Here is a 12392-nt window from a genome sequence, read left to right as displayed (position 1 = left end):
CGACCAACCAGCGACATCTTATGCGGATGAATGGATTCCGGGCTCGCCGCTTTGCGGCGCCCCGGAATGACGCGCTTGATGCGTTGCGCGAACCTACACCGACACCGCGTAAATCTCATACTCCCCGCGCACCAGTTCGATATGGGCGCGCATCGCGGCCGCCGCGCCGGCCTTGTCGCCGCGCATGATGGCGACGACGACGCGGTCGTGCTCGGCGTGGGACTTTGCCAATCGCCCGAGATTGCGGAACTGGGCGCGGCGGAACGGCTGCACGCGCACGCGGGTGGCCAGCGTCATCTCGGCGATATAGGCGTTCTGCGATCCGGCATAGATCGCGTTGTGGAAGCGCTCATTGACCTCGTGGAAACGGTCGGGATTGCCGGTGTAGCTCAGCACCCGCAATTCCTCGTGGATCGTCTCCAGCGTGTTGCGCTCCGCCGGCGTCATGCGCTCGGCGGCAAGGCCGGCGCACATCGCCTCCAGTTCGGCCATCGCCTCGAACATGCCGGTCAGCCGTTCAAGCGAAGGCCGCGCCACCACCGCGCCACGATGCGCGCGGGCATCGATCAGGCCAGAGGCCGCAAGCTGCCGCAGCGCTTCGCGCACCGGGGTGCGCGAGACGTTGAAGCGGCGCGCGATCTCGGTCTCGTCGAGGGCGGCGCCCGGCGCCAGCGTACCGCGCACGATCTCGTCGGCGAGTTGCAGCCGGAGTTCCTCGGCGCGGGTCACCTTGTCCAGCGACGAGGCCGGGCGATCGACGCGGCGCACCGTTACCTCGGGCTCGGTGCCCTGCGGTTGCGGTGCGCGTGTTGGAAGATCGTCCAGGCTCATGCCTCAAGCACTCTTTGGTTGGTCGATGATGCTGACATGGGCCGCGACGATTCTCCAGCCCTCGGGGAAGCGAATCCAGGTCTGCATCTGGCGTCCCACTCTGCCCGGCACGGACTCGCGATGGAACAGCGTCGAGGCGATCGCGGTGTCGCGGCCATAGGCCGTGATCACGGTGCGGTCGATGCTGCGCATCAGCCCGACCGGCGAGCGCCCGGCGCGGAACGCCATGATCTCGTCATAGCCATAGAGGTTTTCACCGATGCCATAGCGGAGCGTGCGCTTGTCGTTGCGGAACAGCTCGTCGAGCACCGCCACGTCGTTGGAGATCAGCGCCCTTTCATAGCGTTCGAACTGCGCCGTAACCTCGGCGAGCACGTCGGGTAGATCGATATCCATGGTTTAGAGTCCCCTCGGCGGCGGCGCTGCCGCGACGCCCATCTGTTCCAGCGCGTAAGCGACCCGCAGCGCGATGTCCTCGCGCCAGGGCGCGGCGATGAGCTGCACGCCGATCGGCATCGGCTCCAGCGGCACCGGCACGGCGACGACGGGAAGACCGATGAACGAGATCGGCTGGGTGTGAATGCCGATATTGGCGCGTACCGGCAGTTCGGCGCCATCAAGCACGAAGTTGACCTGTCCGAGTTTTGGCGCGGTGCAGGGCGTCGCGGGCGCCAGGATCACATCGACCGACTTGAACAGCTCCAGCACTTTTGCACGATACCAGCGGCGGAATTTCTGCGCTTTGTCGACATAGGGCGCCGGAACCATTGCGCCCGCGATCAAGCGGTCGCGCACCGCGGGATCGAAATCATTGGCACGCTTGCGCAGGCGATCGAGATGCAGCGAGGCGCCCTCGGTCGTCGTGATGATGTAGGCGGCGGCGCGGGCGCGCGCGACTTCAGGCAATTCGATTGTCTTCGTGGCGCCGAGTGCCTTCGCCACACGCGCGACAGCCTCGACCGCTTCGGGAAACACGTTCTTTTGAAAATAGCCGCCGGCGATCGCGATGCGCAAACCGCCGATATCATGGGTCAGCAAAGGCAATGTCGGCTCGAGCGATCGGCCGGCACAACCGGCGTCATCGGCATCCGGCCCCTGCATCGCATCATAGGCGAGCGCGAGGTCTTTCACGTTGCGCGCGAACGGGCCGAGATGATCTAGGCTCGCGACGAACGGAAAGGACCGCGCCCGCGAGAGGCGGCCGTAGGTCGGCTTCAGGCCAAAAATGCCGCAGAACGACGACGGCACCCGGATCGAGCCGTTGGTGTCGGAGCCGAGCGCGATCGGCACCAGCGCGCCGCCGACGGCGCTGCCGGAGCCGCCCGAGGAGCCGCCGGCCATCCGCGTCGGATCGTGCGGATTGCGCGACGGGCCGTCATGGACGTTTTCGCCGGTGAAGTCGTAGGCGTATTCGCCCATGTTGAGCGCGCCGACCAACACGGCGCCGGCCGCTTCCATCCGCTCGATCAGCGTGGCGTCGCGCGGTGACGGCGGCAGGTCGCGGTTGATCTTCGAGCCGGCGCGGGTGGAGAGCCCCTGCACGTCGAACAGGTTCTTCACCGCAAACGGTACGCCTGCAAGTGGGCCGACCGGTTGGCCGGCCGCGATCGCAGCATCGATCGCTTTTGCCTTGGCGCGGGCGCGGTCGGCGGTGACGTCGGTGAAGGAATTGAGGACCTTATCATGAACAGCGATCCGCGACAGCGCGGCCTCGGTCGCGTCGAGCGCAGTGATCTTCCGGCCTGACACGGCCTGCGCAATGTCGGCGGCTGACATAAGGGCAGATTTTTCCGGCATCGCGATCTCAGGCCGAATAGATCGCGGCGGACTCGGTCTCGTCCGGCAGCGGGAATTCGTCGACCAGCCGCGCCAGCCTCAGCGAGACCTCGAGGTTCGCACGCACCGCGGGACGCCAGGCGTCCTCCACCGGCAACGCCATCGCGCCGGCGACGGCATTGATATAGTCGTCGAGATGATCGGCCATTTCGCTCCCGTTAGGTTCTCAAGAAACCGGCAACGGCGGATGCGGGATCGCCGTCAGCAGCTCCCTTGTATAGGCATCCTGCGGATTGCCCAAGACCTGTTCGGACGAGCCCTGCTCCACGATGCGGCCTGAGCGCATCACGATGACGCGGTCGCATAGCAGCCGCACCACATTGAGATCGTGGGAGACGAACAGATAGCTCATGCCCATCGACTGCTTGAGGTCCTGCAGCAGATTGAGCACGACCGCCTGCACCGAGACGTCGAGCGCCGCGGTCGGCTCGTCGAGGATGACGAGTTTCGGATGCAGCGCGATCGCCCGCGCGATGCCGACGCGCGCCTTCTGGCCGCCGGAGAGCTGGTGCGGGAAGCGATCGAGCAGATTGAGCGGCAGGCCGACCAGGCGCGCCAGCTCCTCGCAACGATCGCGCAGCGCGTCGCGGCCCTTGATGTCGCTGAGCTGCATGATCGGGTCCGCGATCGCGCGCGCCGCGGTGAAGCGCGGATTGAGGCTGTCGGTCGGATCCTGGAACACCATCTGGATCTGGCTGCGCTGCGGCAGCCGCGCGAACGACTGCGGCAGGATGGCGCCGATGTCTCCGCCGTCGAACATGATGCGGCCGGAGGTCTGGTCCAGCAGCCGCATCACCATCATCGACGTTGTTGACTTGCCGCAGCCGGATTCGCCGACCAGGCCGACGCTCTCGCCATAACCGACATGGAAGCTGATGCCGTCGACGGCGCGGAATATCTCCTCCTCCACCGGCGGCTTGCGGCCGAACAGCTTTGACAGCACGGCGCCGGCGCCCTGGCGGGCGTATTCCTTGACCAGCTTTTCGACGAGGAGAAGGGGTTGCGTCTGCCCCCTCTCCCCGCTCTTCGCGGGGAGAGGGGCCGCTTCCGCGGGCGCAGGGCGAGGAGAGGCAAGAGCCTCCTCCTCCGGCAACAGATCGCGCAGCGACACGCCGATCCGCGGCGTCGCGCGCATCAGCTTCTTGGTGTAGGCGTGCTGGGGCGCGGCGAAGATATCGGCTGATTTCGCGGTCTCGACCACGCGGCCCTTTTCCATCACGACGACGCGGTCGCAATAAGCGGCGGCGAGGCCGAGATCGTGCGTGATCAGGATGGTCGACATCGATCGGCGTTTTGTGAGTTCGACGATCAGATCCATCACCGCCTTCTGCGTGGTGACATCCAGTCCAGTGGTCGGCTCGTCGGCGATCAGGAGCTGCGGATTGCAGGCCAGCGCGAGCGCGATCACGACACGCTGGCACATGCCCCCCGAGAGCTCGAACGGATAGGCGTGGTAGCGCTCGCGCGGACGGGCGATCTTGACCGCCTCCAGCGCCTCGATCGCCTTCTCGCCGCGATCGGCAACGGTGGCCTGCTGGACATGCTGGCGCAGCACGTCCTCGATCTGGTCGCCGACCTTGCGGATCGGATTGAGCGCGGCGCGCGGATTCTGGAACACCATCGAGATTTCGCGGCCGCGCAGGTCGCGCATCTGGCTCTCGGTCGCCGCCTTGACGTCGATGCCGGAGAACATCACCGAACCCTCGGCGATCCGCCCGGCGCGGTCGAGGATGCGCATCACGGCATATGACGTCACCGATTTGCCCGAACCGGATTCGCCGACGATGCCGACGGTCTCGCCCTTGGCGACGGAGATATTGACATGCTGCACGGCCTTCACGATGCCGCGGCGGGTGTTGAATTCGACGGTCAGGTCTGAGACGTCGAGCAGCGGCTGGGCGGTCATGCGCGCCTCCCCTGATGCGAGGCGTCATCGAAAAATCCGCAAAACAACCCCATGCAAAGTAGCGCAGAGGTAACAAGACACCGTGCCGAGACAGTCATCACGTCCTCCGCTGCGGGTCGACGATGTCGCGCAGGCCGTCGCCGAGCAAATTGAAGCAGAACACCGCAATCATCAGCGCAAGGCCGGGAAACAGCGCGATCCACCACTCGCCCGACACCATGAAGCCGGCGCCCTCGGCGACCATGATGCCCCATTCCGCGGTCGGCGGCCGCACGCCAAGGCCGATGAAGGAGAGGCCTGCCGCGTTGAGGATCGCGTAGCCCATGGTCAACGACATCTGCACGATCATGATCGGCATGATGTTGGGCAGGATATGCACCAGCAGGATACGGAATTCCCCGTTGCCGGACAGCCGCGCCGCCTGCACGAAGCCGGCGTTGCGGCGGACATTGGCCTCGGCGCGGGCGACGCGGGCATAGAGCGGGAAGTTCACGATCGCAGTCGCGATGATGATGTTCTGCACGGTGTTGCCGAGCGCAGCGACGATACCCATCGCCAGCACGAACAGCGGGAACGCCATGATGGTGTCGGCGATGCGGCCGACGATGCGATCGGTCCAGCCGCCGAAATAACCGGCGGCGATGCCGGCAAGCCCGCCCATCAAAAACACCAGCACGACGGAGGCGACCGCGATGAAGGTGTCGAGCCGGGTCGCGACCATGACGCGGCTGAAGATGTCGCGGCCGAGCTGATCGGTGCCGAACCAGTGCGCCACCGACGGCGCCTTCAGCGCGGCTGCGGTGTCGGAGGCGAGCGGATCGTAGGGCACAATGTAGGGACCGAACAGCGCTGTGAACACAATCAGGACTAACAGCCCGAAGGCGAAGCCGGTGACCTTGTTCTCGCCAAGCACATAGCGCGTTTGCTCGATGATCGCGGCCAAGCCCGAGGTGCGCGCGGGACCGGCGGGTTCGACTGTCGGCGCAACGGTGCTCATTGCTTTCTCCTTGGAGCATGATCTCTTTCGGAAAACCGGTTCCCACTTTTCCGGATCATGCTCTAGCCCTCCAGCCTGACGCGTGGATCGATCACGCCATAGAGAATGTCGATGATGAGATTGAGCAGCACGTACATCACCGCCATGGTCAACACGAAGCCCTGCACCGGCGCGAAGTCGGATGCGATCAAAGCTTCAACGGCGTAGGAGCCGATGCCGGGCCAGGCGAAAACCTTCTCGACCAGCACATTGGCGCCGAGCAGGAAGGAAAACACCATGCTGAGCGTGGTGATGACCGGCAGCATGGCGTTGCGAAAGGCGTAGGTGACGATCACCTTGCCGGGCGACAACCCGCTGGCGCGCGCGGTGCGGACGAAATCCGACGACAGCACCGCCAGCATCGAGGCCCGGGTCATGCGCGCGATCGGCGCGAGCGAGAAGATCGCGAGCGTCACTGCCGGCAGGATCAACTGGCTGAACGCGGACCGGAATGCCTCGAAGTCACGTGCGATCAAGGTGTCGATCAGATAGAAGCCGGTGATGGTCGGCGGCGCGCTGGCGAAGACGTCGAGGCGCCCGAGCGGCGCCGGCGACCAGCCGAGCCGGAAGTAGAACACATAGACCAGCACGAGGCCGGTGAAGAACACCGGCAGCGACACGCCGGCCGTGGTCGTGACCCGACAGAGATGGTCGATCCATGATCCCGGCCGCGTCGCCGCCAGCACGCCGAGCGGGATCGCGATCACGATCGAGACGACGAGACCGAGCAGCGTGAGCTCGGCAGAGGCCGGCAGACGATTGCGCAATTCGGCCGCGACCGGCTGGCCTGTGGTCAGCGAGGTGCCGAAATCGCCATGGGCGAGATCGTTGGTGTAGTGGAAGAACTGCTCGATCAGCGGCTTGTCGAGCCCGAGCTTCTTCCTGATCTGCTCGACAGCTTCCTTGCCGGCGGCGGGACCGGCGAAATATGCGGCCGGATCGCCCGGCAACGCGCGCGTCAGCAGGAAGGTGACGATCACGACGCCGATCAGGCTGGGGATCGCGAACAGCAGCCGCTTGCCGATCAGGGTCAGCATGGCCCGCTCCTTCGTTGCGCCGCGACGGGATTGGAAGGGCTCCCTCTCCCACGCAACCGGGGTCCACCCCGGTTGCGCATCGTAAATTTGCGCAAGTCGGGCAGGCCCGACTTGCGATGGGAGAGGGGCAAGGTGAGGGGTAGCCCCAAGCGAGATCGGAGTTCGTGGCTACCCCTCACCCTGCCCCTCTCCCACAAGGGGAGAGGGAATGAGAGAGCAGTGCCCACCTCACTCGGAAACTCAGCCAGCGTCATGGCCATGTCGCGCACCATGCATCACCCCTTCGCCATCGCGCGGTAGTCGAGGCGGCGGTGGAACCAGTATTCGTAGCCCGAGATGTTCTTCTGCATCGCGACGTTGACGAACGGCTGGTAGAGCGGGATGCGCGGAATGTCGCTGAAGGCGAGATCGACGAAGCCTTTCACGTCGGCGTCATAGGCCGCGGTGTCGCCGTTGGCCGCGGCGTTGCGCGCGCCGTCGATGAGCTTGTCCATCTCGCCCGACTTGTAGCTCATGGTGTTGAAGACGGAATTGTTGCCGTGATAGCACCAGTAGAAGAAGTATTCGGGGTAATCGAGCCAGCCCGAGAACACGTTGGTGAACAGCGGCATTTCCTTCTTGTTCAACTCGGTGCGCCAGTTGGCGCCGGGCACCTTGTTGATCGTGGTCTTGATGCCGAGCTGGGCGAGGCTCTCCTGCACCAGCACGCAGAGCGGCTCGTTGACGCCGGCAAAATTGAGATCGAACGAGATCGTGGTCTCGAAGCCGTTGGCGTAACCGGCCTCTGCGAGCAGCGCCTTCGCCTTCTCCATGTCGGTGTTGTATTTGGTCGGCTGCGGCCAGGCGACTTCGGTCGGCTTGTCCTTGGGCGCGCCGAACATCGGATTGGCGAGCCCGAACATCACCGCATCCATGATCTTCTGATACGGTATCGCATAGGCGATCGCCTGACGTACCTTGGGATTGTCGAACGGCGGCTTGGTCACATTCATGCCGATATACTGGATGCCGTTGGAGAACGGCAGCGAGACCACGTTGAGCTTGCCGCTCGCCTTCATTTCCTGGAAATCCTTGAATGGCAGCTCATAGGAGATGTCGGCATCGCCACGCTCGAGCAGTGCGCGGCGGTTGCCGGCCTGCGGCACCATCCGCCAGATCACGCGCCTGATCTTCGGCATCGGACCGCAGGCCCAATCGTCGTTGCGCTCCATGACGACCTCGGTGCCGGCCGTCCACTTCGTCACCTTGTAGGCGCCGGAGCCCGCGGTCTGCTGTTTTGTGAACTCGAGACCCCAAGGGTCCTTTTCGTTCGCGTTCTTCTTCACGAGTTCAGAGTTAATGACGCAGGGCACGATCACGGCGAGATCGGGGATCGTCAGCCGATCCTTTTTCAGGAAGTCGACGCGCACGGTATTGTCGTCGACGACGACGAACTGCTCCGGCTTGGTCAGCGAGCCCGCGCTCATCTGGAAGGTCGGGAAGCCGCCGACCGTCACCGCGCGATCGAGCGACCATTTGACGTCCTTCGCCGTGACCGGCGCGCCGTCATGGAATTTGGCGTTCTTCCGCAGCTTGAAGGTGACCGACATGTCACCGACGATCATGTCCTCGGCAAGCTCGGGCTTGATCTTGTCGCGGTCGTAATAGGGCACGCCGCCCGGACCGCTCTTCATCTCGTGGCTGATCAGCCGGTCGTAGCAATTCCACGACACCTCGTAGCCGGGCACGTTGGTGCCGATGCCCTGGATGTCGAGATTGTTGGGGCCGCCCTCGGACACGATCAGCAGCGTCTCGGAGCGGGCATCGGCCTTGGCCGGCGACCAGATCGCGGGGGCGGTCGGCGCCAGCGTCCCCGCTGCCAGCCCGGACACCGATTTGAGGAAATCGCGACGCTTCATGGGATGCTCCAAATGCCTTTTGGAAAATGGCTTTGGAACAGGGATCGCAAGGTTTGTGCCAATCCTTAATGGACCGCTAACTCACGCTAAATGCATGGAATAGCGAGAGAAAAACTGTCCGGTATTTTGATCCGGCCTAGCCGTGAGCCGACCCATTGCATACAAAGAGCGGCTATTTGCTCAATCAATATGCACGAATTAAGCGATGCTCGCTTTTGGTGCGCGACGAAATTCACGCCGATCACCCATCCGGCCAGATCAGCTCCTGCAGCTGCACAAGGTCGTCGACTTTGTCCGGCCAGCCCTCGATGCAGATATGCCTGAGCGGATCGCTGGCTCGATGCAGCAGCATCAGCGCCATCAGCCGCCGCTTCAACGCAAACGTCACGTCGGCGCGCGAAATGCCGAAGCCTTCGAACAGGCTGCGCACTCGGCGCGGATGGCCGGCGGCCATGAAGGCGCTGGGACCGAGCAGATCGTACTCGCTCCATCCGGTCTGCACATCGCCGAAGTCGAACAGTCCGGCGACATGCCATCCGTCACTGCTGCGCGCCAGCAGGAAATTTTCGGGGATGTATTCGCCGACCAGGATCACCGGCGGCGCATCCATCGGGATCAGCGCGGCGGCGTCACGCAGGAGATCGTCGAGCCCGGCGAGGAATTTCTGCGGCAGTCCGAGCCGTTCGTGGCGCGCCCGGCACTGCGCAATTTGCTGGCGCATGTAAGCGTCCCAGCGCGGCTCGATCGCGAGCAGGGCGCCCGGCGGCACGCGCTGCACCTCCGCGATCACGGCGCCGATCTCGGCGAGCACGCGCTCCTTTTCAGCCTCCTCCAGCGACGGCCACACCTCCGATCCGACGACACCGGAAAGGCGGGTGATGACGAGATAGGGCCAGCCGTCACGCTCGCCGGCCGCGACGACGTCCGGAATCGGAATGCCGAGCCGCCCGCGCAGCTCCGCCAGCGCACCGCGTTCGGAGACGAATTGCCGAGCCAGAAACGGCGGGAAGAGTTTCAGGATCAAATCGTCCCCGAGCCCGACGACGAGGTTGGTGCCGGTCGCAAACACATGCGGCGCGGCGCACGAGAGCCCGTGGCCATCAGCGATATCAAGCGCGACCGGCAACCAGCGCGACGTGTCGCTGCGCCAGGCGCGATAGGTGTCGTAGTCGGTGATGGGTGGGAGAAGCGTCATTGCGAGTGATCTGATGCACCTATCAAACAGCTTGTTCAACTGTCGTCCCTGCGAAAGCAGGGACGACGGCGTGGAGAGGCTTGCGAGCCTCCCCTCACCTATCCGGATTGGCACGCTCGAACTGGCGCAGCAGGCGGTTGCCGCGTTCCACCGCGTTGTCCATCGCGGCCTGCGCGGTGCGCTTGCCGGCGAACACCTGCTCGAGCTCGTCCTCGATCGCGTCGCGGATCAACACGAACGAGCCGAGGCGGATGCCCTTCGAATTGTCGGTCGGCGGCTTCAGCGTGACTTCTTCGATCGACATGGAGGCGCCCGGATTGCGGTCGTAGAAGCCCTGCGCGCGGGTGAGATCGAACGCGGCGCGGGTGATCGGCAGGTAGCCGGTGTTCTGGTGCCAGGCCGCCTGCACCTCGGGCCGCGACAGAAAGGCGAAGAGCTTCGCCACCCCGGCATATTCGGCGCGCGGCCGGTCGCGCAGCACCCACAGCGTGGCGCCGCCGATGATCGAGTTCTGCGGCGCGCCCTGGACATCCGGATAATACGGCATCATGCCGTAGCCGATCTCGAAATTCGAGTTGGCCTTGATGTCGGCGCGCGTGCCGGACGAACCGATGAAGATGCCGCATTCGCCCTTCTGGAAGCGCGGCTCGGCGGTCTGCCCGCGGCCGCTATAGTCGAAGGTCTTGTCGGCCTGCCACTGCGCCAGCATTGCGATGTGACGCACCACGATCGGATTGTTGAAGATCAGTTGCGCATCCAATCCTCCGAAACCATTGGCCCGGGTTGCGATCGGCAGATTGTGAAACGCGGAAAAATTCTCGACATTGATCCAGGACGGCCACGACGTGGTCACGCCGCACATCGCACCTGCCGCGCGCAGCCGCTTCGCCGCTGCGCCGACCTCGGGCCAGGTCTTCGGCGCCACGTCCGGATCGAGCCCGGCCGAGCGGAACATGTCCTTGTTGTAGTAGAGGATCGGCGTCGACGCATTGAACGGAAACGACAGCATGTTGCCGTCGACATCGGCGTAATAGCCGGCCACCGCCGGCAGATAGGCCGACGGCGTGAACCCCTCCGACTGATCGCGCATCAACTCGAACACCGGATAAATCGCGCCACGCGCCGCCATCATGGTCGCGGTGGCGATCTCGTTGACCTGCACGATCGCCGGCTGGCTGCGCGAGCGGAAAGCGAAGATCGCCGCGGTGACGGTCTCGGTGTAGTTGCCCTTGTAGGCGGGCACGATCCGGTAATCGGATTGCGAGGCATTGAAATCGGCGGCGAGCTTGTCGACCTGCTTGCCGAGTTCGCCCGACATCGCATGCCACCACATGATGTCGGTCGCAGCCCGCGCGGGCGATACAAGCAGAATGGCCGCGGCGACGGCGAGCAGCAGGAATTTCCAGACCAACTTCACAATGAGCCATTCCCATGTCAGGTCATGCCGTCATAAGGTGCTAGAACCGTAGTTTCAATCTATCCCTCTGGTTGCAGCGCGGAATTAACGAATTGGCCGATGGGCGAACCATCTGCCTTCTGCTAAAAATGCGTTGAACCTTTTCCTCCCGCCCTGGACTCAATCCACAAGGGGAATTGTTGGCTGTGTATCGCCGCGCCGGCCTTTCGCGGACCATGACGCTTGTCGTCGCGCTGTTGTGTGCGGCGGTTTCGGCGAGTGCGTTCGCGCGCGAATTCCGCGCTGCCGATACCCAGAACGAGGATTATCCGACCGTCCTTGCATTGCGCTATATGGGCCGCCTGATCGCCGAGCGGACCAGCGGCCGGCATCAGGTGACGGTGTTCCATTCGCGCCAGCTCGGCGAGGAAAAGGAGACGCTGGAGCAGACCCGGGTCGGTGCGATCGACCTCAACCGGACCAACGTCGCTCTGATCGGAACCATGGTGCCCGCCGTGAGGGTGCTGGCGATGCCGTTCCTGTTTCGATCGCTCGACCACCTGCAGAAGGTGCTGGACGGGCCGATTGGCACCGACATCCTGAACAGTTTCGAAGCCCATGGTTTCGTCGGGCTAGCGTTCTACGATTCCGGCGCCCGCTCGATCTATAACCGCGTCCGCCCGGTGCGGTCGCTCGACGATCTCAGGGGATTGCGGTTGCGTGTCCAGCAATCGGAACAGATGTCCGACATGATCCGCGCACTTGGCGCCGAGCCGGTCGAAATGGCCTACGGCCAGGTGCTGACCGGGCTCGCCAACGGACTGATCGACGGCGCCGAGAACAACTGGCCATCCTTTGTCACCACCGGTCACTACAAGTATGCCGGCTACTACTCGCTGACCCGGCATACCGTCAGTCCGGAAGTGCTGGTGATGTCGCAAAAGGCCTGGGCCAGCCTGTCGCCGGACGACCAGAAAATCTTTCGCGAGGCGGCCCAGCGCTCCAGTACCTACATGCGGGAGAAATGGAACGAGCTTGAGGAACGCTCGCGCAAACAGGCAGAACAGGCCGGCGTCAAGATCGTGACCGATATCGACCGCAAGCCGTTCGAGGCCGCGATGGCCGGCATCTATGCCAAGGCCGAGCGCGATCCCGCGATGTCCGCGCTGATCGAACGCATCCGCAAGGTGGAGTGAGCTGATCTTGGCCGCACCCCAGCAGGACAGGACTGTGCGACGGCCGCCGGGCTTCACGGTG

The 12392-nt window shown here is 64.3% G+C and carries 11 protein-coding genes; 1 reads left to right on the top strand and 10 read right to left on the bottom strand.

Annotation, left to right across the window (positions count from 1 at the left end; genetic code table 11):
• Nucleotides 1-93 precede the first annotated feature (93 nt).
• From UP09_RS25545 to ugpB, 10 genes are all read right to left on the bottom strand, one after another.
• Complete coding sequence (locus UP09_RS25545; protein ID WP_044541043.1) at nucleotides 94-831, bottom strand: GntR family transcriptional regulator; 738 nt, start codon at nucleotides 829-831, stop codon at nucleotides 94-96.
• A gap of 3 nt (nucleotides 832-834) precedes the next feature.
• The gene (hpxZ, locus tag UP09_RS25540; protein WP_044541042.1) at nucleotides 835-1227 is read right to left on the bottom strand and encodes an oxalurate catabolism protein HpxZ; all 393 of its coding nucleotides are present in this window, start codon (nucleotides 1225-1227) and stop codon (nucleotides 835-837) included.
• A gap of 3 nt (nucleotides 1228-1230) precedes the next feature.
• A complete protein-coding gene (locus UP09_RS25535; RefSeq protein WP_044541041.1) occupies nucleotides 1231-2628 on the bottom strand; it encodes an AtzE family amidohydrolase in 1398 nt (465 codons plus the stop codon).
• A 7-nt stretch (nucleotides 2629-2635) separates the two neighbouring features.
• On the bottom strand, nucleotides 2636-2815 hold the full coding sequence (locus tag UP09_RS25530; RefSeq protein WP_044541040.1) for a DUF4089 domain-containing protein: 180 nt from the start codon (nucleotides 2813-2815) through the stop codon (nucleotides 2636-2638).
• An 18-nt stretch (nucleotides 2816-2833) separates the two neighbouring features.
• On the bottom strand, nucleotides 2834-4573 hold the full coding sequence (locus UP09_RS25525) for a dipeptide ABC transporter ATP-binding protein (protein WP_044541039.1): 1740 nt from the start codon (nucleotides 4571-4573) through the stop codon (nucleotides 2834-2836).
• 97 nt (nucleotides 4574-4670) lie between these two features.
• Nucleotides 4671-5570, bottom strand: coding sequence for an ABC transporter permease (locus UP09_RS25520; RefSeq protein ID WP_044541038.1), 900 nt, complete (start codon nucleotides 5568-5570; stop codon nucleotides 4671-4673).
• 62 nt (nucleotides 5571-5632) lie between these two features.
• Nucleotides 5633-6646: an ABC transporter permease gene (locus tag UP09_RS25515; protein ID WP_044541037.1), complete on the bottom strand. Its 1014-nt coding sequence runs from the start codon at nucleotides 6644-6646 to the stop codon at nucleotides 5633-5635.
• 275 nt (nucleotides 6647-6921) lie between these two features.
• Nucleotides 6922-8544 (bottom strand): ABC transporter substrate-binding protein, encoded by a 1623-nt coding sequence (locus UP09_RS25510; RefSeq protein WP_044541036.1) that lies wholly within the window; start codon nucleotides 8542-8544, stop codon nucleotides 6922-6924.
• 241 nt (nucleotides 8545-8785) lie between these two features.
• The gene (locus tag UP09_RS25505; RefSeq protein ID WP_044541035.1) at nucleotides 8786-9739 is read right to left on the bottom strand and encodes an aminoglycoside phosphotransferase family protein; all 954 of its coding nucleotides are present in this window, start codon (nucleotides 9737-9739) and stop codon (nucleotides 8786-8788) included.
• 94 nt (nucleotides 9740-9833) lie between these two features.
• A complete protein-coding gene (ugpB, locus tag UP09_RS25500; RefSeq protein ID WP_502689084.1) occupies nucleotides 9834-11150 on the bottom strand; it encodes a sn-glycerol-3-phosphate ABC transporter substrate-binding protein UgpB in 1317 nt (438 codons plus the stop codon).
• A gap of 185 nt (nucleotides 11151-11335) precedes the next feature.
• Here ugpB and UP09_RS25495 point away from each other — a divergent pair, with 185 nt between their 5' ends.
• On the top strand, nucleotides 11336-12331 hold the full coding sequence (locus UP09_RS25495) for a TRAP transporter substrate-binding protein (RefSeq protein ID WP_044541033.1): 996 nt from the start codon (nucleotides 11336-11338) through the stop codon (nucleotides 12329-12331).
• The last annotated feature ends 61 nt before the right edge of the window (nucleotides 12332-12392 follow it).

This window comes from Bradyrhizobium sp. LTSP885 (genome assembly GCF_000938305.1).
Lineage (GTDB): Bacteria > Pseudomonadota > Alphaproteobacteria > Rhizobiales > Xanthobacteraceae > Bradyrhizobium.
The sequence above is the reverse complement of the archived record's forward strand: the minus strand, read 5'-3'. Positions and strand labels throughout refer to the sequence as shown.